General features: G+C 62.4%; 40 protein-coding genes and 1 tRNA gene. All 41 read left to right on the forward strand.

What is annotated here, in order from left to right; genetic code table 11:
• Positions 1 to 119: 119 nt before the first annotated feature.
• Positions 120 to 287, forward strand: coding sequence for a hypothetical protein (locus tag ACZYZ3_RS11275; RefSeq protein WP_463963911.1), 168 nt, complete (start codon positions 120 to 122; stop codon positions 285 to 287).
• Positions 284 to 478 carry a hypothetical protein gene (locus ACZYZ3_RS11280; RefSeq protein WP_463963912.1) on the forward strand — a complete coding sequence of 65 codons (195 nt, stop codon included), beginning with the start codon at positions 284 to 286 and terminating at the stop codon, positions 476 to 478. Before ACZYZ3_RS11275 ends, ACZYZ3_RS11280 begins: the two co-directional genes overlap by 4 nt.
• A 172-nt stretch (positions 479 to 650) precedes the next feature.
• Positions 651 to 842, forward strand: a complete 192-nt coding sequence (locus ACZYZ3_RS11285) for a hypothetical protein (protein WP_463963913.1) — start codon at positions 651 to 653, stop codon at positions 840 to 842.
• Positions 839 to 976: a hypothetical protein gene (locus ACZYZ3_RS11290; protein WP_463963914.1), complete on the forward strand. Its 138-nt coding sequence runs from the start codon at positions 839 to 841 to the stop codon at positions 974 to 976. Before ACZYZ3_RS11285 ends, ACZYZ3_RS11290 begins: the two co-directional genes overlap by 4 nt.
• The gene (locus ACZYZ3_RS11295; RefSeq protein ID WP_463963915.1) at positions 973 to 1,362 is read left to right on the forward strand and encodes a hypothetical protein; all 390 of its coding nucleotides are present in this window, start codon (positions 973 to 975) and stop codon (positions 1,360 to 1,362) included. Before ACZYZ3_RS11290 ends, ACZYZ3_RS11295 begins: the two co-directional genes overlap by 4 nt.
• A 223-nt stretch (positions 1,363 to 1,585) precedes the next feature.
• Complete coding sequence (locus tag ACZYZ3_RS11300; RefSeq protein ID WP_463963916.1) at positions 1,586 to 1,858, forward strand: hypothetical protein; 273 nt, start codon at positions 1,586 to 1,588, stop codon at positions 1,856 to 1,858.
• A 404-nt stretch (positions 1,859 to 2,262) separates the two neighbouring features.
• Entirely contained in the window at positions 2,263 to 3,084 is an 822-nt protein-coding gene (locus tag ACZYZ3_RS11305; RefSeq protein WP_463963917.1) for a YqaJ viral recombinase family protein, read from the forward strand.
• 2 nt (positions 3,085 to 3,086) lie between these two features.
• Positions 3,087 to 3,683 carry a hypothetical protein gene (locus ACZYZ3_RS11310; protein ID WP_463963918.1) on the forward strand — a complete coding sequence of 199 codons (597 nt, stop codon included), beginning with the start codon at positions 3,087 to 3,089 and terminating at the stop codon, positions 3,681 to 3,683.
• Positions 3,680 to 3,865: a hypothetical protein gene (locus ACZYZ3_RS11315; RefSeq protein ID WP_463963919.1), complete on the forward strand. Its 186-nt coding sequence runs from the start codon at positions 3,680 to 3,682 to the stop codon at positions 3,863 to 3,865. Before ACZYZ3_RS11310 ends, ACZYZ3_RS11315 begins: the two co-directional genes overlap by 4 nt.
• Positions 3,862 to 4,284 (forward strand): hypothetical protein, encoded by a 423-nt coding sequence (locus ACZYZ3_RS11320; RefSeq protein WP_463963920.1) that lies wholly within the window; start codon positions 3,862 to 3,864, stop codon positions 4,282 to 4,284. Before ACZYZ3_RS11315 ends, ACZYZ3_RS11320 begins: the two co-directional genes overlap by 4 nt.
• Complete coding sequence (ssb, locus tag ACZYZ3_RS11325; protein ID WP_463963921.1) at positions 4,281 to 4,769, forward strand: single-stranded DNA-binding protein; 489 nt, start codon at positions 4,281 to 4,283, stop codon at positions 4,767 to 4,769. The genes ACZYZ3_RS11320 and ssb overlap by 4 nt, the downstream gene beginning before the upstream one ends.
• A 125-nt stretch (positions 4,770 to 4,894) precedes the next feature.
• A complete protein-coding gene (locus tag ACZYZ3_RS11330; protein ID WP_463963922.1) occupies positions 4,895 to 5,182 on the forward strand; it encodes a glutaredoxin domain-containing protein in 288 nt (95 codons plus the stop codon).
• Positions 5,179 to 5,802 carry a hypothetical protein gene (locus tag ACZYZ3_RS11335; RefSeq protein WP_463963923.1) on the forward strand — a complete coding sequence of 208 codons (624 nt, stop codon included), beginning with the start codon at positions 5,179 to 5,181 and terminating at the stop codon, positions 5,800 to 5,802. The genes ACZYZ3_RS11330 and ACZYZ3_RS11335 overlap by 4 nt, the downstream gene beginning before the upstream one ends.
• Before the next feature lie 44 nt (positions 5,803 to 5,846).
• A complete protein-coding gene (locus tag ACZYZ3_RS11340) occupies positions 5,847 to 6,029 on the forward strand; it encodes a hypothetical protein (protein ID WP_463963924.1) in 183 nt (60 codons plus the stop codon).
• Positions 6,026 to 8,551: a DNA methyltransferase gene (locus ACZYZ3_RS11345; protein ID WP_463963925.1), complete on the forward strand. Its 2,526-nt coding sequence runs from the start codon at positions 6,026 to 6,028 to the stop codon at positions 8,549 to 8,551. Before ACZYZ3_RS11340 ends, ACZYZ3_RS11345 begins: the two co-directional genes overlap by 4 nt.
• Before the next feature lie 334 nt (positions 8,552 to 8,885).
• Positions 8,886 to 9,962 carry a DNA polymerase III subunit beta gene (gene dnaN / locus ACZYZ3_RS11350; protein ID WP_463963926.1) on the forward strand — a complete coding sequence of 359 codons (1,077 nt, stop codon included), beginning with the start codon at positions 8,886 to 8,888 and terminating at the stop codon, positions 9,960 to 9,962.
• The gene (locus tag ACZYZ3_RS11355) at positions 9,962 to 10,444 is read left to right on the forward strand and encodes an HNH endonuclease signature motif containing protein (RefSeq protein ID WP_463963927.1); all 483 of its coding nucleotides are present in this window, start codon (positions 9,962 to 9,964) and stop codon (positions 10,442 to 10,444) included. Before dnaN ends, ACZYZ3_RS11355 begins: the two co-directional genes overlap by 1 nt.
• Positions 10,441 to 10,830: a hypothetical protein gene (locus tag ACZYZ3_RS11360; protein ID WP_463963928.1), complete on the forward strand. Its 390-nt coding sequence runs from the start codon at positions 10,441 to 10,443 to the stop codon at positions 10,828 to 10,830. The genes ACZYZ3_RS11355 and ACZYZ3_RS11360 overlap by 4 nt, the downstream gene beginning before the upstream one ends.
• Positions 10,827 to 11,246 (forward strand): hypothetical protein, encoded by a 420-nt coding sequence (locus ACZYZ3_RS11365; RefSeq protein WP_463963929.1) that lies wholly within the window; start codon positions 10,827 to 10,829, stop codon positions 11,244 to 11,246. Before ACZYZ3_RS11360 ends, ACZYZ3_RS11365 begins: the two co-directional genes overlap by 4 nt.
• Complete coding sequence (locus tag ACZYZ3_RS11370; RefSeq protein WP_463963930.1) at positions 11,243 to 12,490, forward strand: DNA cytosine methyltransferase; 1,248 nt, start codon at positions 11,243 to 11,245, stop codon at positions 12,488 to 12,490. Before ACZYZ3_RS11365 ends, ACZYZ3_RS11370 begins: the two co-directional genes overlap by 4 nt.
• Positions 12,491 to 12,606: 116 nt before the next feature.
• Positions 12,607 to 12,888 carry a GIY-YIG nuclease family protein gene (locus tag ACZYZ3_RS11375; protein WP_463963988.1) on the forward strand — a complete coding sequence of 94 codons (282 nt, stop codon included), beginning with the start codon at positions 12,607 to 12,609 and terminating at the stop codon, positions 12,886 to 12,888.
• Entirely contained in the window at positions 12,860 to 13,747 is an 888-nt protein-coding gene (locus ACZYZ3_RS11380; protein WP_463963931.1) for a hypothetical protein, read from the forward strand. Before ACZYZ3_RS11375 ends, ACZYZ3_RS11380 begins: the two co-directional genes overlap by 29 nt.
• Positions 13,734 to 14,078, forward strand: coding sequence for a hypothetical protein (locus ACZYZ3_RS11385; protein ID WP_463963932.1), 345 nt, complete (start codon positions 13,734 to 13,736; stop codon positions 14,076 to 14,078). Before ACZYZ3_RS11380 ends, ACZYZ3_RS11385 begins: the two co-directional genes overlap by 14 nt.
• A complete protein-coding gene (locus tag ACZYZ3_RS11390; protein WP_463963933.1) occupies positions 14,075 to 14,278 on the forward strand; it encodes a hypothetical protein in 204 nt (67 codons plus the stop codon). The genes ACZYZ3_RS11385 and ACZYZ3_RS11390 overlap by 4 nt, the downstream gene beginning before the upstream one ends.
• Positions 14,275 to 14,511: a hypothetical protein gene (locus ACZYZ3_RS11395; RefSeq protein WP_463963934.1), complete on the forward strand. Its 237-nt coding sequence runs from the start codon at positions 14,275 to 14,277 to the stop codon at positions 14,509 to 14,511. Before ACZYZ3_RS11390 ends, ACZYZ3_RS11395 begins: the two co-directional genes overlap by 4 nt.
• Positions 14,511 to 14,762: a hypothetical protein gene (locus ACZYZ3_RS11400; RefSeq protein WP_463963935.1), complete on the forward strand. Its 252-nt coding sequence runs from the start codon at positions 14,511 to 14,513 to the stop codon at positions 14,760 to 14,762. Before ACZYZ3_RS11395 ends, ACZYZ3_RS11400 begins: the two co-directional genes overlap by 1 nt.
• Positions 14,759 to 14,890, forward strand: a complete 132-nt coding sequence (locus ACZYZ3_RS11405) for a hypothetical protein (RefSeq protein ID WP_463963936.1) — start codon at positions 14,759 to 14,761, stop codon at positions 14,888 to 14,890. The genes ACZYZ3_RS11400 and ACZYZ3_RS11405 overlap by 4 nt, the downstream gene beginning before the upstream one ends.
• Positions 14,887 to 15,270, forward strand: a complete 384-nt coding sequence (locus ACZYZ3_RS11410; protein WP_463963937.1) for a hypothetical protein — start codon at positions 14,887 to 14,889, stop codon at positions 15,268 to 15,270. The genes ACZYZ3_RS11405 and ACZYZ3_RS11410 overlap by 4 nt, the downstream gene beginning before the upstream one ends.
• Entirely contained in the window at positions 15,267 to 15,521 is a 255-nt protein-coding gene (locus ACZYZ3_RS11415) for a hypothetical protein (protein WP_463963938.1), read from the forward strand. The genes ACZYZ3_RS11410 and ACZYZ3_RS11415 overlap by 4 nt, the downstream gene beginning before the upstream one ends.
• The gene (locus tag ACZYZ3_RS11420) at positions 15,518 to 15,706 is read left to right on the forward strand and encodes a hypothetical protein (RefSeq protein WP_463963939.1); all 189 of its coding nucleotides are present in this window, start codon (positions 15,518 to 15,520) and stop codon (positions 15,704 to 15,706) included. The genes ACZYZ3_RS11415 and ACZYZ3_RS11420 overlap by 4 nt, the downstream gene beginning before the upstream one ends.
• A gap of 179 nt (positions 15,707 to 15,885) precedes the next feature.
• Positions 15,886 to 16,170 carry a RusA family crossover junction endodeoxyribonuclease gene (locus tag ACZYZ3_RS11425; RefSeq protein WP_463963940.1) on the forward strand — a complete coding sequence of 95 codons (285 nt, stop codon included), beginning with the start codon at positions 15,886 to 15,888 and terminating at the stop codon, positions 16,168 to 16,170.
• Positions 16,167 to 16,346: a hypothetical protein gene (locus ACZYZ3_RS11430; protein WP_463963941.1), complete on the forward strand. Its 180-nt coding sequence runs from the start codon at positions 16,167 to 16,169 to the stop codon at positions 16,344 to 16,346. Before ACZYZ3_RS11425 ends, ACZYZ3_RS11430 begins: the two co-directional genes overlap by 4 nt.
• Positions 16,343 to 16,603 carry a hypothetical protein gene (locus ACZYZ3_RS11435; protein WP_463963942.1) on the forward strand — a complete coding sequence of 87 codons (261 nt, stop codon included), beginning with the start codon at positions 16,343 to 16,345 and terminating at the stop codon, positions 16,601 to 16,603. Before ACZYZ3_RS11430 ends, ACZYZ3_RS11435 begins: the two co-directional genes overlap by 4 nt.
• A complete protein-coding gene (locus tag ACZYZ3_RS11440; RefSeq protein WP_463963943.1) occupies positions 16,600 to 16,785 on the forward strand; it encodes a hypothetical protein in 186 nt (61 codons plus the stop codon). Before ACZYZ3_RS11435 ends, ACZYZ3_RS11440 begins: the two co-directional genes overlap by 4 nt.
• Complete coding sequence (locus ACZYZ3_RS11445; RefSeq protein WP_463963944.1) at positions 16,782 to 17,000, forward strand: hypothetical protein; 219 nt, start codon at positions 16,782 to 16,784, stop codon at positions 16,998 to 17,000. Before ACZYZ3_RS11440 ends, ACZYZ3_RS11445 begins: the two co-directional genes overlap by 4 nt.
• Positions 16,997 to 17,569 carry a hypothetical protein gene (locus ACZYZ3_RS11450; protein ID WP_463963945.1) on the forward strand — a complete coding sequence of 191 codons (573 nt, stop codon included), beginning with the start codon at positions 16,997 to 16,999 and terminating at the stop codon, positions 17,567 to 17,569. Before ACZYZ3_RS11445 ends, ACZYZ3_RS11450 begins: the two co-directional genes overlap by 4 nt.
• A gap of 347 nt (positions 17,570 to 17,916) precedes the next feature.
• Positions 17,917 to 17,989 (forward strand) — tRNA-OTHER (locus ACZYZ3_RS11455).
• A gap of 168 nt (positions 17,990 to 18,157) precedes the next feature.
• Positions 18,158 to 18,382 carry a hypothetical protein gene (locus tag ACZYZ3_RS11460; RefSeq protein ID WP_463963946.1) on the forward strand — a complete coding sequence of 75 codons (225 nt, stop codon included), beginning with the start codon at positions 18,158 to 18,160 and terminating at the stop codon, positions 18,380 to 18,382.
• Position 18,383: 1 nt separating this feature from the next.
• Complete coding sequence (locus ACZYZ3_RS11465) at positions 18,384 to 18,698, forward strand: HNH endonuclease signature motif containing protein (protein WP_463963947.1); 315 nt, start codon at positions 18,384 to 18,386, stop codon at positions 18,696 to 18,698.
• A gap of 239 nt (positions 18,699 to 18,937) precedes the next feature.
• Entirely contained in the window at positions 18,938 to 19,138 is a 201-nt protein-coding gene (locus tag ACZYZ3_RS11470; RefSeq protein ID WP_463963948.1) for a hypothetical protein, read from the forward strand.
• A 91-nt stretch (positions 19,139 to 19,229) separates the two neighbouring features.
• Positions 19,230 to 20,591, forward strand: coding sequence for a terminase large subunit domain-containing protein (locus tag ACZYZ3_RS11475; protein WP_463963949.1), 1,362 nt, complete (start codon positions 19,230 to 19,232; stop codon positions 20,589 to 20,591).
• Positions 20,592 to 20,595 lie beyond the last annotated feature (4 nt).

Consider the following 20,595-nt stretch of genomic DNA (forward strand, 5'->3'; position numbering starts at 1 on the left):
CTCGCGTTCGGTCTGGCGTTGAGCCGCGGCTACATCACCTCGCATGGACGTAAGCCGTCCACTTTCAAATCCCGCAAAGGTGCCCGCATTGACGTGTGGGCCGCAGTAGGGAGCGAATCATGAACGGTTTCCATGTCCTCGTTTTCGCCTTCATCATCGTCGGCGCGATTGTCCTGATCCCCCGGGCGATCCGGCATGACCGGAACTTGGCCGCACTGGAGGCCCTCGATGACGAGCGCCTGGCCGCTGAGGCCGCGGACGCATGGAACCGCGGTGAGTGGTCATGAGCATCCCCGGTTTCGAGTCTGCCCAGCGCCACTTCGAGAACATGTTGCCGCCCGAGGATGTTGAGGATTGCGGGGACGGCGACTGCGACGAGTGCGAAACGTGCCTCGCCGCACGCGCCCAGGACGAAGCCGAAGACTACGCCGAAATGCAACGCGAAGAAGCCCGACTCGAAAGCCGGTACGGAGCATGAGCGGCAGCTACTGGTGGTGGCCGTCATTGTTCGGCCCGTCAGACTTTCAGGCCCGGCTCTCCAACAACGCGGCGCCGCAGACATGCACGTCTTGGTACGGGCATTCCTTCCAGAAGTTCGATGCGACAACCATCTACTGCCCCACCTGCGGGCTAAGCAAATCGGCGAAGGCATGATCGACCACGATTCAGCCGCCGCAGTTGTTCGGGCGGCTTCACTCGCACACGAAATGTTGACCGCGCAGATAGTCGCCGAACCACACGGACCCATCGTCGCCGAACTACAACGCATCGCCGACAACCTCGAAGCCATCGTCAAAGACAACAACAACCTAATCGCCCGACTCGAAAGCAGGACACGATGAGCAACCACGCACGCTACCCGAAGCACGCCGCCGAACAGTCAGCCGAGACCCGGATCCGCGAACACCAGGCATGGGCGCTCGTCCGTGTCGGGCAGACCATCCCCGGCACCGGCAAACACCGGAAGGAATCATGAGCAGCTACGACGAACACCTCATCAGCATGGCCGGCGGCGACGGGGACGAACTCGACCAGATCCAGCGCCGGGTGGACAGGGCGACCGAGGGTCCGTGGGAGATGAAGGCGTGCGCACCGTGCACCGCTCGCGGGCGGCTGGACGTTTCCGTCTGGGCGCATGGCGGGAACATCCAGATTGCAGACTGGTGCGACGAGGACGAGCTCACCAAGGACGACGCCGAGTTTATCGCGCACGCCCGCACGGACGTCCCCCACCTCCTCGCGATTGTCCGCAACCAGCAGGCGCGGCTCGCTGTCGTTGCCGAACTTGCGAACTGGTCAGCCAAGCACGGATGGAAGATCGACGCCGCAGCCCTCCGCGCCGCCCTGGAGCCGACCCCATGAGCCAGCGACGGGCATTCACGCCCGCACTAATGATCGGTTGCTACACCGCATGTTGGGGCTGCCGGTTCGGTTGCTGCAATCGCGGATGGCACACGTCAGCCGACGCCGACGACGTATGGGACTGGGAGCATGGCGCACTCTCAGCCGATCCGAGTCTCAAGCAGTGCGGCTGCTGGTGCCAGTACTACGAGCCGAAGCAACTTATCCACAAAGGACGGAAGCCGTGACCCAGTACCAAGCCCAGCGGATCCGGTTTGGGATTCTCGCGGCCCGGCACCTGTTCGAACGCGGGCGGCTCACGGCGGGTCAGGTAGAGGACTTGGAAGGGTTCGTCCTCGCTGGTTGGAAATACCGGGACGCGCAGAAAGCATTCGATCGGGAATGGCACGGCGCGTTAGACCGAGAGATTGCCAGAGTCGAAGAAGTGAGAGTCCGGTTGGCGCTTAGGGAACACGGTAAGCGGGCCGCCGAGCTACGGGAAAGGTGGATGGCATGAAGTACTTCACGACATCGTCCAGGATCTTCGGGCGCGACTTGATGCGGCGAAGGGACACGACGATCCACTGGTTCCGCCTGACAAAGCGAATCGCCATCATTTGGGATCGGCCAGACCGTGGCTGAGTGTGAGGCGGGCCTCCGGGACAACCACGCCGAACTCGTCGCCGCCATCCACACCCGCCGAATCATCATGTGCCGGCGAGTCGATAAGCGGCACGTTGAAGGCGGGAAGTGCCCATCATGCGGGCTCTAGGATGCACCTGCCCACGGTCCGTATACAACCCGCGATGGCCGCGGACAACTGAACCCGACTGCCCAGAACATGGGGAACCGGAAACGACTGAGATTGAAAGATCAGCTACCGCCAGATAGGCGGTTTTTTTATGCCCAGATTGGGGACACATGAGCTTGCAGATTTTCAAGGACCTAGAGCAGGGATCGCCCGAGTGGCTGGCTGAACGGTGCGGCCTCGTGACCGCATCCGTCGTCGGGCTGCTCGTCACTTCCCGCCAGCCGTCAGCGATAGAAACCGACTGCCCCGAATGTGATGCATCAGCGGCCGACCCATGCACCGGGAAACGCTCACCGGGCCCGCTGAAGACACTCCACCCGGCACGCGCCGCAGCGGCACGCGAACTGGACAAGGTGATCACCGTGGACCGCACCAGTGACACGGCGCGCGGCCTCGTTCTGACGCTCGCAGCCGAACGGATCACCGGCCACGTCGAACCGGTACCGACATCGCGGGCCATGGAGCGCGGCACCCTGGATGAGCCCTACGCCAGAGACGTCTACTCCGAACACCACGCACCCGTCACCGAACTCGGGTTCATGGTCCGGGACTTCGAGGGCTTCAAGATCGGGTACTCACCGGACGGACTCGTCGGCGAAGACGGACTGATCGAGATCAAGAGCCGGGCCCAGAGGATCCAGCTCAAAACAGTCCTCGCCAATGAGGTGCCGGCCGAGAATATGGCGCAACTCCAAACCGGGATGCTTGTCTCCGGCAGGGCTTGGATCGACTACACCAGCTACTCCGGAGGCATGAAGCTCTGGAGGAAACGGGTCTACCCAAACCCTGAATGGCGGGCAGCGATCATCGCGGCCGCGGCCTGGCTTGAGATGGAAGCCGCCGAAATGGTGAGCACCTACCTCGCCGCCACCGCGGACATGCCCATGACCGAACGTGTGGACCACTTCGCAGAATTGGAGATCGTGTTTTAGCAATGGACATCTCGAAGGCACTAGTAGCCAAGTCGGATCAGCTCAACGCGTCGGACCTTAGCGGCGCGCCCATCGTGGCAACCATCGCCGCCGTGCGCCGAGGTGATGCGGTCAAGCCAGTCATCATCGACCTCGCAGGCATGGACGGCCGCCCATGGAAACCATCAAAGGGCATGCTCCGAGTCGTCGCACACGGGTGGGGTGTCGAGTCGGACGTATGGGTTGGGCGGTCCGTGAAGCTCGTCAACAACCCCGAAGTGATCTACGCGGGCGAGCCGGTCGGTGGGGTCGAGGTGGTTGCCATGTCGCACATTGACGCCCCGTTCACCATACCGGTCCGCCTCAGCCAAAAGAAGGTCAAGCAGCACCACGTTGACCTGCTCGCCGAGCCGCCTACCGAGCCGTGGCGTGCGCAGTGGCAGGCAATCACCAACGCACTAACCGCCGCCGGCTACGAAGGCGACGGGCCCCAGATGATCGCAACGGCAGGGCAAGTCATCGGCGCCACATGGGACCACCCGAACAAGATCAGCGCCGAGGACGCACAGAAAATCCTCGCCGCAGTACGAGAAGACAACCACCAGGAGCAGAGCAAATGAGCAAGGACCTCTACCCGTCCGTGACAATCGTTGCCGGGCCGATCCAGCCACCATCCGGGCCGTCAGTCGTGTCCGGCCACATGCTCCGGATGCACGACGGCGCGACCTACATCCACATCGACCCCGAAACCGCCCGGCAGTGGATCGGCGTGCTTGAACAGATCGCAGAGGAAAGCAAGTGACCCGCATCAAAACGACCATCGAGCACGAGGGCAAGACTTACAGCGGCCAGATCGGCACCATCAAGAGCACATCGCTGGGCACGCGGGATCACGGCGTCATGACCGCCATGCTGCACATCGAGTGGAAGGGCGGCGGGATCGGAGTCGGCGGCTACTGCTTGGACGAGCCACGCAAGGACGACGACGGCAAGCACATCGGCCGATTCGGGACAGCCTACGGACTCGACCACATCATGCGGATCCTCGAAACCGTCGGCGTCGATAAGTGGGAAGACCTGCCCGGAGAGCATGTCATCGTCCTCTTCGATGGTCCGAGCTGGCTGGGCTCCACGGCAAGCGGAATCGCCGGGATCACCAACGAAAAGGTGCTGGACATCAAGCTCCACGCCGAATCATTCATTGCAGAGGAAGCCAATTGAGCCAGGAAACCTACCTCACCATCAAGGGCCGGCTGACCGCTGACCCCGAGCTGCGGTACGCGCAGTCCGGATCAGCGGTCACGAACTTCACCGTCGCAGTCCGGGCCCAGAAGTTCGACAAGCAGGCCAACGAGTGGAAGGACCAGCCCACCAAGTTCTGGCGATGCGCCGCATGGGACCAGGGCAAACTGGCCCGCGCCCAGAACATCGCCAACCTGACGAAGAAGAGTGACAACGTCATCGTCTACGGCGAACTCGTCACCCGCGAGTACGAAACCAAGGAAGGCGAAAAGCGTTCCGTTGACGAGATCCGGGTCGAGTCCATCGGCAAGGACCTCACCTTCCACGGTCAGGCCTTCGCGGCCAACGAATCGCCCGAGCATCGAGACGGCGGCAACTGGGGCGGCAACCCCGCCGATCAAGGCGGCGGCTGGGGCAACCAGTCCAGCGCCAACCAGACCACCAACCAAGGCGGCTGGGGATAACCCCCACCGCACCACCACCCAAGGCGCCCATGAGGCGCCTTTTTCATGCCCGGCGTCCAACTCAGTAGTAGTAGGAGTATTCCTCCTACTACTACTGAGCGGCGCCGCAACCCCGAAAGGACGCCATGAACCACCCCACACAGGAACTCGCCGCCGCCGCAGTTTGCGTCTATACCAAGTACGACTGCAGCCAGTGCGACCTCACTAAGAAGATCCTCGACCGCGAGGGCGTCGTCTACACCACCGTCAACGTCGAAGAGGACGCCGACGCCTACCGGTACGTCACGGAGACCCTCAACTACCGGCAAATGCCCGTCGTCGTCGCCTCCACCATCGAAGGCGACGTTGTTTGGTCCGGGTTCCAGCCGGCCATGATCCGCGAGCACATTACGCACCGCGCCGATGCCGCATGAAGCCGCTGACAGTCTTCAACGACTACCACCCCACAGTCCGCAAGCGCTTCAATCTCGACGTCGAAAAGCACGAGATGACCGTCCTGCATGACGACGGGCTGTACCGCCACCTCCGGTTCTCGGATCCGAATACCTCTATGGGCTGGTTCAGCATCATCACCACCCCCGGCCAACTGACAATCTTCGGGGACATGGGCACCTACGTGTTCGCCCGCGAACAGGACATGTTCGTCTGGTTCAACTCCTCGTACGTCAACGCGGACTATTGGGCCGAGAAGCTGCAGGCCATCGACAGGAACGGGGACGTCCGGGAGCACAGCGAGGACCTGTTCAAGCGCTGGGTGCTGGAGAACTTCTGGGAGCGCCGCGAGGAATACGAGCCCGACGTCGCCGCGCAGATCTGGGCGGACATACGCGACAGCCTCTTCGACCCGTACGAAGACGAATCCGCCGCCGGCCGCCACGACGTGATCGCCCGGTTCATCTCCAGCGGCTTCCAGTACCACGACTCGTGGGAGCTCAACTGGGACGAGTTCGGCTTCCGGTTCCTCTGGTGCTGCCACGCGATCCTCGCTGGCATCCGCCACTACAACGACGCCCGACTGGCCGAATCCGCATGACGCGGGATGTCTGTTGCTACATGTGCCGGTCACAGTTCGGCTGCATGAACTCCAAATGTGAGCACCACGTCACCGCACGCCGCACCGAGGACGCCGACGAAAAAGCCCGCCGCACCGTCCGAAGACCAACCGAAGACCAAGCAATCGCCAACGTCATGCGCGCACAACGCGCCAAACCAAGGGCCGCCAATGAGCGGCCTTTTTCGTACCCGAAGGAGGGCCGATGAGCACCACCGATTACACCGAGTTCTTGAAGGCAAAGGCGGACTTCGAACGCGACTACGGGCAGCCCGTCCCCGCCACGGCCGTCAATCCCATCCTCAAGGAACACCAGCGCGACATCGTCCGGTGGGCGGTCGAAGGTGGGCGCCGGGCAATCTTCGCCGCCTTCGGCATGGGCAAGTCCATGATGCAGCTGGAGACGCTGAAGCTCACCCTGGCGCACGCCGGCGGCCGGGCCCTGATCATCGCCCCGCTCGGCGTCCGCGGCGAGTTCATCCGCGACGGCCGCAAGCTCGGCATCGACGTGACTTTCATCCGGCGAGCCGAGGACATGGCCGGCGACGGCATCTACATCACCAACTACGAGACGGTCCGCGACGGGAAACTTGACGTCAACCTGTTCACCGCGGTCTCACTGGATGAGGCCGGGGTGTTGCGCAGCTTCGGTTCCAAGACCTACCAGACGTTCCTCAGCCTCTTCGCCGACGTCCCCTACCGGTTCGTGGCCACCGCCACCCCATCCCCTAACCGGTACAAGGAACTCATCCACTACGCCGGGTTCCTTGGCGTCATGGACACCGGTCAAGCGCTCACCCGATGGTTCCAGCGCGACTCCACCCAGGCGAACAACCTGACCCTCTACCCGCACAAACGGGAAGAGTTCTTCATGTGGCTGAACTCGTGGTCGATCTTCTTGCAGAAGCCCTCCGACCTCGGCTACTCCGATGAGGGATACGACCTCCCGCCGCTGGACGTGGACTGGATCGAAGTGCCGGTTGACCACTCCACCGCAGGGGTGGACCGCGACGGGCAGGTCAGGCTCTTCCGCGGCGGCGCCAAAGACCTACAAGGTGTGGCCAAGGAGAAACGCGACAGCCTCCCGGCCCGCGTCGGGAAGCTCATGGAAATGGTCATGGCGCACCATGCCAAGGATGACGGGCAGATCATCCTGTGGTGCCACCTCAACTCGGAGCAGGACGCCATCGAGCGGGAGCTAAAGGCGGCCGGACTCACCTATTCCAGCGTCCACGGTTCCATCACTACGGACGAGGCCGAACGCCGCCTGGACCAGTGGCGGGACAAGGAAACGTACGCTCTCATCGGCAAGCCCATCCAGCTGGGGCAGGGCCTGAACTTCCAGCAATGCAATGAGGCGATCTTCGTTGGAGTGGACTACCGCTTCAACGACATCTTCCAAGCCTGGCACCGCATCCAACGCTTCGGCCAGGCCCGCCCCTGCACCGTGCACCTCATCCACGCCGAATCCGAAGGCGAGGTGGTGACCGCCCTCAAAGACAAATGGGCGCAGCACAGAGAGTTGACCAACACCATGACCGACATCATCAAAACGTACGGGCTGTCCCGGAACTCCATCACCGAAGCCCTCACCCGCTCCATGGGCATCGAGCGCATCGAAGCATCCGGTGACGGCTGGACCCTCGCCAACAACGACTGCGTTGACGAGGCAACCAACCACATGGCCGAGAACTCCGTGGACATGGTCGTCACGTCGATCCCCTTCTCCAACCACTACGAGTACACGCCCAGCTACAACGACTTCGGGCACACGGACGACAACGACCACTTCTGGGCCCAGATGGACTTCCTCACCCCGCAGCTGCTCCGGGTCCTGCGACCCGGCCGGATCTACGCCTGCCACGTCAAGGACCGCATCAACTTCGGCAACGTCACCGGGGCCGGCATCCCCACCGTCAGCCCCTTCCACGCTGAGGCGCTCTTCCACGGCATCAAGCACGGATTCGACTACATGGGCATGGTCACAGTCGTCACCGACGTCGTCCGCGAGAACAACCAGACCTACCGGCTCGGCTACACCGAGATGCGCAAGGACGGGACCAAGATGGGCGTCGGCTCCCCCGAGTACATCCTGCTCTTCCACAAGCCCCAGACCGACCGGTCCAAAGGCTACGCCGACGACCGGGTCACCAAGGAGAAAGAAGACTACTCACTCGCCCGCTGGCAGGTAGACGCGCACGCCAACTGGCGCTCGAGCGGCGACCGGCACCTCACCCCGGACGAGCTGGCCGCCCTGCCCGTCGATCAGCGGTCCAGGCTGTTCACCGAACAGACCCTCCGCGAGGTGTACGACTACGAATCCCACATCGAAGTCGGCGAAGCACTGCAGGGCAAGGGCGCACTTCCGGCCACGTTCATGTCCCTCATGCCCGGGTCATGGGCGCCCGACGTGTGGCACGACGTGAACCGGATGCTGACCCTCAACGGGGACCAGAAGCGCCGCAACGTCCAGATGCACGTCTGCCCGCTCCAGTTCGACATCGTAGACAGGCTCATCGAGCGGTACACCAACCCCGGCGACCTCGTCTTCGATCCCTTCGGAGGCTTGGGGACGGTCCCCCTGCGCGCCCTGAAGCTGGGCCGGAGGGGCCGCAGCTCCGAACTCAACGCCGGGTACTTCCTCGACTCCGTGAAGTACCTCGAGGCTGAGGAAAACAAGCAGGCCCTGCCCACCTTGTTCGACCTCGAAGGGCTCCTGGAAGCGTCATGAAGCCCTACGTGTACCGGGATCCTGGCCGTTTGCGCGGGCGCCCGGCGCACGTGCCAGAGGACGTACCGGCGACACCCCCGGCCACCGTCCAGCCCGTCAAACCAGCACCGCGGCCGCCTGCACCACCCAAGCCCTACCACCCGCCGGCCAAACCCACACACCGCCCACTGCCGCCGCCGATCTGGGGCGGCCGTCGCGGACTCGAAATGGCCGCAGCAGAGTCGGCCGACCTCGACTACCGCACATCGCTACTCGCGCCAACAGAAGCAGACAACGAATGGGTGCGCGAATACCGGCGCACCCGCGACATCCACTGATTATGGGAGAACCAACCATGAAGTTCACACTCACCGCCGACGCCCTCGCCGACGCCGCCGCATTCGCATCGAAGGGCATCAGCCCCCGCCCGCCTGTCCCGGTCCTCTCCGGCCTCCTCATCGAGGCGCAGGAGGGCGGGCTCCGTATCTCCGGGTTCGACTACGAGAAGTCCGCCCGCACCCAGGTAGCCGCCGAGGTGACCACCCCGGGCACGGTCCTCCTGCAGGGCCGCATGTTCACGGACATCATCCGCAAGTTCGGCAAGAAGACCGTCACCGTCACCGTGGACGGCACCAAAGCCACCCTGACCGCCGGTAGCGCAGTGTTCACCATGCACGCCATGCCCGTGTCCGAGTTCCCGCCCATGCCCCCACTGCCGTCGGCTGTCGGCACGATCGACGGCGACGTGTTCGCTGCAGCTGTCGGGCAGGTCATCGGCGCCACGTCCAACGACGACACGATCAAAGTCCTGACCGGCGTCCACATCGTCTCCGAAGGCGACGAGCTGACCATGCGCACCACCGACCGCTACCGGCTTGCTGAGGCTGTCATCCCGTGGCGCCCGACCGGCGACGACATCGACGTGCTCGTGCCCGGCAAATGGTTGGGCGACCTTGTCAAGACACTGGCCGGCGAGGCGACGATCCTGTCCGAGGGCAACCTCATCGGCATCCGCACCGGCAACCGGGCGACGACCTCGGTCAAGATGGACGGCGACTTCCCCAAGATCAAGGCACTGTTCCCCGACACCTCGCACACCGAGGTCACGGTGAACCGGGCCGGGTTCGCTGATGTCCTCGCCCGCGTGGCCCTCGTTGCCGAACGCAACACGCCCGTCCGGCTCACCGCGTGCGACGGCGAACTGATCGTCGAAGCCGGCACCGGTGAAGACGCGCAGGGCCGCGAGACCCTCCCGTGCGAGATCGACGGGACCGACGTCGTCGTGGCCGTCAACCCCATGTACCTCGCATGGTCACTCTCCGTCAGCCCGGCCACCGACGTGGTCCTCGAATTTCAGGAGAACCTCGGCAAACCTGTTCTCCTGTCCGGCCACGACGGCATGCGGCACTTAATCATGCCCGTGAAGCTCTGATGGCCGCGCCAACAGCGGACTCGATCCAGGCCAACTGGATCGAGTCCGACAGTGGGTGCTGGGAATGGACCGGGCAACTGTCCACTGCGGGATATGGGCAGCTATTCATTGATGGCAAGAACCGGCCGGCGCACCGGATCTCATACGAGGCTCACGTCGCACCCATTCCGGACGGCCTCCACATCGACCATCTCTGCCGGAACCGGAAGTGCGTCAACCCGCTACACCTTGAGCCGGTCACGCCACTGGAAAACATCATGCGGGGCGAAGGAATCATGGCGCAGAACGCGCGCAAAACTCACTGCCACCGCGGCCACGCACTCGAAGATTCGAACGTCTACATGACACCGATCGGCGGCCGCGCATGCCGCAAGTGCCGATCCATCGCAAAAGCGGAATACCGGGCCCGGCTCCGTGCGGCCGGGAAGCCCATGGACTGGGTACGCAAGCGCAAGCCCCTAAGAACTCAGGAGACAGCATGACCACCAAGACGCCAGCCCAGAAGCTGGCCGAGATCCGGAAGACCATCCAGGCCGCCAAACGTGATGAGCAAAAAGCTGTGAAGGAACTCCCCCGGGAGGAATGGAACCGGGACTACCAGTGGCGAAAGGGCGGCATCCTCTCAGGGTCCAAGACGGTGGACGTCGAAGTTGATTTCGAGATCGAAAAGGAAGACCTCGAAGCCCTCGGCTACCACCACGAGGACGACTGCGGCGGCACCTACGACGACACCGACGTGCCCGACCACGAGACGAACCGGCGCGCGCTCTCCGACTGGCACGACACGGCCCACGGCCTGAGCCTCTGGGCCATGTGCGTCGCCGAACCATGCAAGCACCTCACCGACGAATTCAGGAGCACACCATGAGCGAACTCGCAGGGCAGTCGACACTGCCCGCCGCGTTCCCAGCGCCCGTCATCACCGCCGACATCCTCATCAACAAGAGCATCATCGAAGGACTCGCCCAGCTGGAGTACTTCACCGACTGCATTGGCCCCGACCCGAAAGACGCCGACGCGGCGGCCAAAGAACGGCGCCTCCTCAAAGGCAACATGCACCTCTTCTCCTACCTGCTCGACTCGGTCATCGCCGACATGCTCATCCAGATCCAGGGCGTCAACCGCACGTGGGCTGACAAGGCCGCCGCCGAACTCGACGGCAAACTCGAAGGCGGCGACTACTACCCCGAGATGCTCTGGGAATGGGCGACCGAGCGCGGGCTGGACCCAGAAGCCATCACCGAAAAAGCCAAGGCAAGAATCGCCGAGAAAGAGACGACATGAGTGAGATTACCGTTTCCGACTTCTTTTGCGGTGCCGGCGGTTCCAGCACCGGGCTCTCCACCATCCCCGGCGTCGTGGTCAAGCTGGCACTCAACCACTGGCAGCGCGCCATCGAGTCCCACGCCCACAACCATCCGGACACCGACCATGCATGCGCGGATATCTCGCACATCCGGCCCGAGTTCATCCCCAGGACGACCATGCTCTGGGGATCACCCGAATGCACCAACTTCACGGGCGCCAAAGGTGTGAAGCGGGACCTTTGGGAGGGTCAGAACGTCCTATTCGGCGAGCCGATCCCGGACGAGGCTGCCCAGCGATCCCGCGCCACGATGTACGACATTCCGCGTTTCGCTGAGATCCACGACTACGAGATCATCATGACCGAGAACGTCGTGGAGGTCACGGCGTGGCGGCCGTTCCGAGGCTGGTTGCAATCCATGCATGACCTCGGATACGAGCACCACATCATCTCCATGAATTCGATGCACGCCCAAGCATTCGGTACTGGCGCGCCGCAGTCCCGCGACCGCGTCTACATCGTGTTCTGGAAGAAGGGCAACCGTAAGCCCGACTTCGACCGGCTCCGCCCGCATGCCGAATGCCCGACGCACGGAAGGGTCCAGTGCATCCAGTCATGGAAGAACCCACTCCGCACTGTCGGGAAATACCGCCAGCAGTACAGCTGGAGGTGCCCTTACTCGTCATGCCGTAACCAGATCCTCGAACCGGCCGTGCGGCCCGCCGCGGATGCCATCGACTGGACCTTGACAGGAAAGCGCATCGGGGACCGGCCCAAGCCATTGGCCGCCAACACGCTGGCACGCATCGCGTCTGGCATGCAACTCCACAAGGCGGCCGATAACTTCCTCATCGAGTACTACGGCGAGGGTGGTTCCCGGCGCACTGACGTCCCATTCTCCACATTCACCGGACGGGACCGGCACGCGCTCATCGTTCCGCTGCGCAAGCATGGCGTCGCAAAGACCCTGGACAAGCCTCTCGACACCATTACGGGCGGCGGAAACCACCACACGCTCCTCGAATACACGGATCCGCTGATCGATGACGCAATGTTCCGCATGATCCAGCCCCATGAGCAGATGTGGGGCATGGACTTCCCGCGGGACTACACGATCCTCGGGACAAAGACTGAGCGGACCTTGCAGGCTGGTAACGCCGTTACGCCGCCCGCAGCGCGCGACATTGGCACCATCTGCGCCGAAACGCTCGTGGCGGCATGATCGACGAACACCAACCAAGAAAGGACTAGCAATTGAGGATCCGTAGCACCAAGCCGGAGTTTTGGAAGTCTGGCAACTTGTCAATTGTCGATAAGCAGTCATGGAAGAAGTGGGGCATGGCAAACCCCGGAGGGGACTTCCTCTATCGACTATTCGACAAGGACATGAACCTGCTGTACGTGGGATATACGTGGAATCCATTCGTCAGGTGGACGGCACACAGTCGATCAAAGACTTGGTGGAACGAGGTCTCTTATGCGGACCTGTGGCACTGCCCATCAACTCGCGATGCTCGCGACTGGGAGACCTGGTGCATCAAGAACCTTGATCCCAAATACAACATCCACCAACACCCAAGGAGGTTTCTAAGTGGCGCGCATCAGGAATTTGAAGCCTGATTTTTGGACGGATGAGAAGTTGGTGGAGTTGGAGCCGTGGGAGCGGCTCCTTTTCATTGGACTATGGAACTTTGCTGACGATCAGGGGTACATGCCTTTTTCGCCTAAGCGAATAAAGATGCAGGTCTTCCCGGCCGACTCTCTAGAGGTCTCTAGAGGATTGCAGAGTCTTATATCCATAGGCGCACTTACTCTGTACGACTCCGAATCAGGCCAAGTCCTCCAGGTGACGAATTGGCACAAGCACCAGAAGGTCTCCAACCCCTCTCGGTCGAAATATGACGACATGGACCTGTCTTTGGTGGACGTTGCCAAGCAAAAACCCCGGAAACAAGCGGAAGATACCCGAGAAGTTCCAGAGCCCTACATAAGCCCTGCCGAGTCCTCTAGAGGACTACATAAGGAAAGGGAAGTGGAAGGGGGAATGGAAAGGGAAGTGGAAGGGGAAGGGAATGCGGTGGTTCCGTTTCGTAACTACGTAACAGAGCGCGGAAACGAAATTTCGCAACGATCCCGCATTCACCTCGGAGCGTCGATCGTGAATTCGTTCAACGACCACATCCCCGAGACCCTGCCGTCGAAGACCCGACAGGACCTCACAGCCCATGTGACCGTCGCACTTCAGGACGGGATAGCTGAGTCGTTCATCCGCCGCGGTATCGAGCTCTGGTACGCCAAGGCGCTCGGCCCCGGCGCGCTTCCCGGTTTCATCTTCGAAGCCCAGCGCGAAGCCAACGGCGCCGGTGCATCAATAAAGTCCCGACGCGCAACCGGAACGGAACGCGCAATGGCCGCCATCGAGCTGGCCGACCAATTCAGAGAACAAGAAGCCATGGAGGCCAGAAGTGTTGAAGAGTGAAACCGCCCAACTGCTGGGCAAGGCGGCCCTGATCGACAACCGCAAGGTGGATGCGGCCACCGTTGAGGCGTGGCATGAGGTCATCGGCCACATCGACTACGGCATCGCACTCGCCGCGCTCACCATCCACCGCGGAACATCGGCCGACTACCTGATGCCAGCCCACATCATCGCGAACCTCAGCAAGGCCCGGAATCAGCGCGCCCTAGCCGAAAGCCGCAACCGGGCGCTCGACCCGCCCCGGCCATCACCCCGCACGAAAATGCCCGAATGGTTCCGCGATGCCCTCGCAAACTTCGGCAAGACACCAGAAAGCGAGCCCAACAAATGAGCGAACTAACCACACCGGAACGCGAGGCGCTGATTGCCGCCGCGGACAAGCACGAGGCGGAAGCCAAATCCGTCCTTGAAAGCGCTGAGCGACTGAGAGCCGCCGGCTACACCATCTATGCACAGAAGCTCAAGGAGGCGGTCGTCCAGATCATCTGCTTTGTTGACACTGCACGCGAAACCGCCAGGAGGGAATCATGAGCAATGAGCCGCGAATCAGCACGACAGCATCAATGACGATCACGGGAGGGTTGACGGCCGCATCCCTGCTGACGTTCGCCCAATCCGTGCCACCGGATGCCAGGGTCTCAATCAACGTCGATCGCGGCGGCGGGCAGATGGACCCGGGATCAACCACGATCACCGCGACGTGGGCGGGCGCAACGAAAGCCCCCGGGGTGCTGCCACAGTCCAACACCGCGGGAGCGCGCTGATGAGCGTCCCGGAATCTGCGGTAGAGGCGGCGGCGGCTGGAATCTTCGGCTACATGGAAGATGCGCCATGGGAATCGGCCGGGCCGGAAGAGATCCCCTTCTTCCTTGCTTCAGCCCGCGCCGCCCTCGAAGCCGCCACCCCGCACGTGCTGGCCGAGGCGTGGGAGCTGGGCATGGTGACGATGTACGCGACTACCGGCGGCGAATGGCCGCTGATCCCAGAACAGAACCCCTACAGGAGCAAAGCATGAGCATCGACGAACTTGTCCAGGACATCCGCGACATCCCCGTGACAGTCATCAGCGGACCACCCGTTGACCTGACCGAAGTCCTCGCCCACCACCTCCACAAGCTCGGCTACCAGAAAGTCGCCAAGTGATCCCCGAGGCTGCGGTGGAGGCGGCGGCGCGTACTTGGTTCGAGCGGTCCACGGGGTGCGCGTGGGGTGATGAGGCTGAGCAGACCAAGCGCGGGCACCGGGGCGACACCAGAACCGCCCTGGAAGCCGCGGCCCCGCACATGCTGGCCGAGTTCCGCCGGAAGATAGCTGCGGACCGGGACGGGGCGGATGAGCATATCCAGTCCATGAACAGAAGGATGCACGCCGCCCAAACACTCCGGGAAGCGTCCGCCGCCTACCCGCTCGAAACCGCGTACGGCGGCGCAGAACACGCCGTCCAATGGCTCAAAGCCCGAGCCGACCACATCGAAGCCGTCCCAACCGGGGCGGCTTCACTCGTTGAAGGAGACAATCCATGAGCGACACCGAACTGCGCGCTGAGATCGAGCGCCTGACCACACTCAACGACAAGCTTGCCCGCCAGGTCATCGGCATGGGCGAGAGGCTCGAATCTGGCCGCCGGGAGCTGCTGGCCACCGGCTGGGACGCCGGGATGGCTCGCGGCGGGGAACTGGCGTCATGGGCCATCGGGGAACGTCCCGACGCCGAACGCCCGGACACCACCAACCCGTATCGCAAGCCGCTCGACCTGATGGGATTTGACCAGTGACCAAGTTCCGCGCAAACGATCACGTCCGGATCATCGCCACCCCGTGCATGTATTTCGACCGTGTCGCGACGGTGGCCGATGTCGTGGAAGGCAAGTACCGGGTGGACTCGTTGGAACCGTGGCCGCTATGGTTCCGCGCCGACGAACTCACGCTGGCCGAGCACGATCCGGTGGTGGGGCTGTGAGCGCCGCTAAAGGTGCCGGTGGGGTGGAAGTGCCGGATGACTTCCCCTGTTGCGGCAGAGAGGCGCACGGCCTCCGCATCGTCGTCCACGGCACACCGGCATCCCAAGGCAGCAAGAACAGTTACGGGCGCGGGCAAATGGTCGAATCCGATAAGGCACTCCCCGCATGGAGGGCCGCGGTGAAAGCCGCCGCGCAGTTAGCGGCCGGTCCTGACTGGGAGCCAATCGACGACGCCGTGAAAGTCAGCGGCGAAATCAGGATCCGCAAACCGAAGACGACCAAGTTCCAGGACTACCCCGCCGGACCCAAAGACCTCGACAAGATGCAACGCGCAATCGGGGACAGCCTGGAATCCGCCGGCATCCTCACCAGCGATGCCCGGATCGTCCACTGGGACATCCGCAAAGTCTGGGCAACTGGAGTGCCCGGCGCCGACATCACCATCACCCAGGAGGAACCGTGAAGCCCTACGTGTTCAACGCGAACTACTACGTGTGCCGGACTGGCCGCCGCACCCCTTGGTCCGATGCAGACAAGAAGCCGTGGTGGGTTGACATCGCCGGCGCCGTCAAGAAATTCAGGACCCACGCGAAAGCAATCGCATACGCCGACAAAATGGCGCGAAAGGAGCAGGCATGACGCGCGCAGCAATCACGGTTTTCATCGAAACCGACCATGAGGGCGATCAGGTAGACGCCGGGTTTCTGTTCCGGCTAGCCCTCCGCAAAGCCCTAGACGGCAACCATCTCAGCATCACGCCGCCCAACTGGAAGACCGTCAACATCACCATCCACGACGTAATGGAAACAGGACTGGCGGCAGGCAACGGCTACCTCTGGATTGAGCCCACGAGTAAAGCGTTTCCGAGATCAAGCGAGCAGGAGCCAGCTAAGTGACCGACCACAGCATCAGCCTTGAGCACACCGCCGAGGACAAGAAAACCGGCATGACCCTCGGCGCACTCTGGGTCTTCGCCCAAGAAGCCCTCAACCACGGCATCGACCCCAGAGAGCCCATCAAAGTCGCCACCGGATGGCGGCTCCAAATCATCAAACTCGAAGCAGGAGGACGGAAATGACCTTCTACGGCAAGGACCCGGAACCGAAGACCACCCCGCGGATCAAGACCTTCAAGTACCGGCTGGCCGGCGACCAAAAGCCCCGCGAGGTCAAAGCGCAGAACGTCTACTTCTACGACTCCGGCCACATCGGATTCTGGAACGACACCAACGACGGCGAGGACCGTGTGCTCGTGCTCGCCGTCAAAGCCGAAGATGTTTGGGAGGAAGAATGACGCTACCCGACAATATTTTCAGGTTGACCACTGAGCACCTGACCATGACGGAAGGCGTGCCGGAGAAGGTGCCCAGCCTGATTGACCAGCTCGACGCGGCAACGACGGACAAGAATGGCCGCACGGGAGGCGGCGGAGGCACGGCGCTGCCTATCAGCGACGCGGCGTACTCACTGCGCCAGGACATCGAATGGGCAGCTCGCAATGAGCACTACCAGCGCACCGGCTCTGACGTCGGGATGCTGGTGGCAATACTCCAGTCATGGGCGGGCGAGCAGGATCCGGAGATGGCCTACTATCTGGAGCACGTCACGCTGGACTGGATAGATCAGATTGGGGCGATCCTCAGTCCGGTCAAGCCGCCATGGAGGCCCGCCGTTCCATGCCCAGCGTGCGGGCTTATCTACGACCGAGACGGCAATGGCCCGGGCATGCGAGTCCACTGCTGGGGCGAGGATGAATCGATGCTTCCACCGGGCGACTGGACAGCCGAGTGCATCCACTGCAAGGCGGCCTGGACGTCGGAGAATATGCCGTGGCTCGCGCGCGTGTTGGAGCTTGCCAGTTGAATGACAGCCGTGTAAGTTAGGTCTTGCTTCGGCATACGTGTAAGAGTTTTCAGGTCGGTCCAGAGGATCGGCCATTTTTTATGCCCAAAAAACTTGAGGCCCGCGATGGCCCCCATACTTCGCGGGCCTCAACACCACAACCGAATAGCGCCGGCCAGTAACCCTCTCAGGACTGGTTGGGCATGGATAGGTAGCCCATCTGGTGACGGGCCGGGTTTGATCCCCAGCGAGGCAGGTTCGATTCCTGCACTATCCACGGGGACTACATGGTCCCCCGATCTAGGTGCAGCAAAAGGCCACGTCGAGAGACGCGCACGCCCCGGGTGCTCTTCCGCCCCGGGACACAAGGCAGTAGAAGAGGCAAGGTGCCAGGGCTGGATGTAAACCGGTCCACGGTAGGTTCGATTCCTACTGCTGCCACTGATCGAAAGCCAGCCGACCAACCATCGGGTAACGCGGCCATCGCCAGTAGATCACCACATTGAGCGCGGCTCCCACCAACGGTGCACCGGCGACGTCTTACGCACCCGGGATGAATGGCCCGTGCGGCAGCCTAATCGGAGCCGCGCTCAACACAAGGAGGCGAGCATGAGACGACTACTCAATGCAGTGTGTACGTGGCTCGAAGCATCAGCAGCCGCCATGAATGAAGAGCAAGAGCCGCACCCTGAGGGCAACAACTTCACCCAAGCCGAACACGCACACTCCTACAGCACCGAGCCCGAGCTGCACATCCGCAGTAACCACGAACCCGCCTATGACGACGAAGACCGGGCACGACGGACGCGGCCCATTGGGTTCACCAGGCGCTGACATGGCATCCTCACGCACCGGAACCGCGGCATGGTTCAAGATCCGCGACGAACGACGACGCATCGCACTAGAGCAAGGCATCTTCAACTGCCCCATATGCAACGTCGGACTCGACTGGATCTATTCAGGCCGCCCCAACAGCGTCGAAGTCGACCACATCATCCCCCACACAATGGGCGGACAAGACGCCATCGAAAACACGCGGGTCCTCTGCAAGCGCTGCAACGCCTCACTAGGCGCACGCGGCAACAAGGGCCGACGACACACCACAAGGCCCACAGTGACCCCACTCAAGACCTCACGGCGGCAAACCTGACCCCTGGGGGTAGGGGGTGAGGGCGTGGTGCCTGCCCTAGCATCCTCTGCCATAGCTATCTATTTTCAGCCGAATCCGCAGATGGTTTGTCCGCCAGGAATCGATTTTCCACACACGCGAAGGGGTTGCTCATGTCTGGGAAGAGGCAGCTCCGCCCTGTTGAGCCTGATGAGCGTGCGGCTCCCACGACTGTTAGTGGTGCGGCGGCGTCGGGTACGCGCCTTGATGAGCTCCGTGCGATGCGCCGTGTTCTGGCCGCGCATATTGACAGCGCCGACACTCTGGCCCGTGACCTTGCTCCTTTGATGAGGCAGGCGCGCGAGATTTCCAAGGAGATCGAGGCTCTTGCGGCGCAGGAGGCTGAGCGGTTGAAGCTTGTGAGCGAGGGTGGTGCTGATGGTGGTGCCACCGACGCTGACTGGAAGCACCAAGCCATCTGAGCGGAAGCTTTCTGAGGTTGCCCGGCACCTGATTCTTCCTTCGGGGATTGTCACGACTGGTTGGCCTCAGGTTGAGCGCCAGCTGCGGAAGATGAACACGCCACTGGACGAGTGGCAGCGCGGACTGGTCAAGTCGATTGTGGCTAAGCGGGCTGATGGTTTGTATGCGTGCGGCATTGGCGGCTCTGTCATTTCCATCGCCCGGCAGTCCGGGAAGACCTACACTGTTGGCGCGCTGATTTTCGCGCTGTGCCTGGCTAATCCTGGCACTCTGGTTTTGTGGTCCGCTCACCGGGCGAGGACGCACAATGAGACCTTTCAGTCCATGGGCTCGATGGCTGACAAGGCGGAGATCGCCCCGTTTGTGAAGCGGGTGCTGACCGGCGCCGGCACTGAGGCTGTCGAGTTTCTGAATGGCTCCAGGGTGTTGTTCGGCGCGAGGGAGAACGGCTTCGGTCGAGGTTTCCCGGGTGTTGACGTTCTGGTTTTTGACGAGGCCCAGATCCTGACCGAGTCGGCCATGGAGGACATGGTTCCGGCGACGAACGCGGCACCTAATGGCCTTGTGCTGATGATGGGCACACCTCCCCGCAAGAAGGACGCCGGCGAGGTGTTCAAGAGCCGCCGCGCCGCCGCCCTTTCCGGCGAGGACGAAGATGTCCTGTACGTGGAGTTTTCCGGCGACAAGGACGCTGATCCTAACGACCGGCGCCAGTGGGCCATCGCCAATCCCTCCTATCCTCACAGGACCACCGAGACGGCCATTCTGCGGATGCGGAAGCTACTCGGTTCGATCGAGGCGTTCCTCAGGGAGGGCATGGGGATCTGGGATGAAGAGGCGATGGCCACTAAGGCCGTCGACTTTTCGAAGTGGGAGAAGTTGGTCGAGGCTGACCCTGATCCTGACTGGCCGTCTGTTGCGTATGGACTGGACATGAATCCTGAGCAGACGAAGGTCTCGATTGTTGAGGCTTCCCACCGTCCCGATAATCGGGTGCATCTTGAGCTCACCGCCGATGCGCTTTTCTCCGAGGCTGGCACCTCGACGCTGGTGGAGTACTTGTGGGATCGGTGTAAGCGCCGGGTGCCCGTGGTCTTCGACGCTTTCAGCCCGGCCCGCGACCTTCTGGAGACGAAGCTCGTCAACCGTGGGATCAAGGTTCATGTCTTGTCTACGAGCGATTACGTTTCGGCGTGCTCTTTGATGAACGAGGCAGTGAACAAAACGGGCGCTGTCACCCACTTCGATCAGGAGCAAATGAATGCTTCCGCGAAGGGGACTGTGAAGGATTACTTGAAGTCCCGCCCGAACTCGTACAAGTGGAATCGGGATTCCCTGGACGATGACATTGCCCCGTTTGTGGCTGCGACGTGCGCCCATTTTGGTGCTCAGAAGTTTGCCCGTCGTCCGCGTTCTAATTCTGGCGTGAAGCGTCATGCGATTGTTTTGTGAGGGT

It is taken from the genome of Pseudarthrobacter linnaei, from assembly GCF_055412825.1.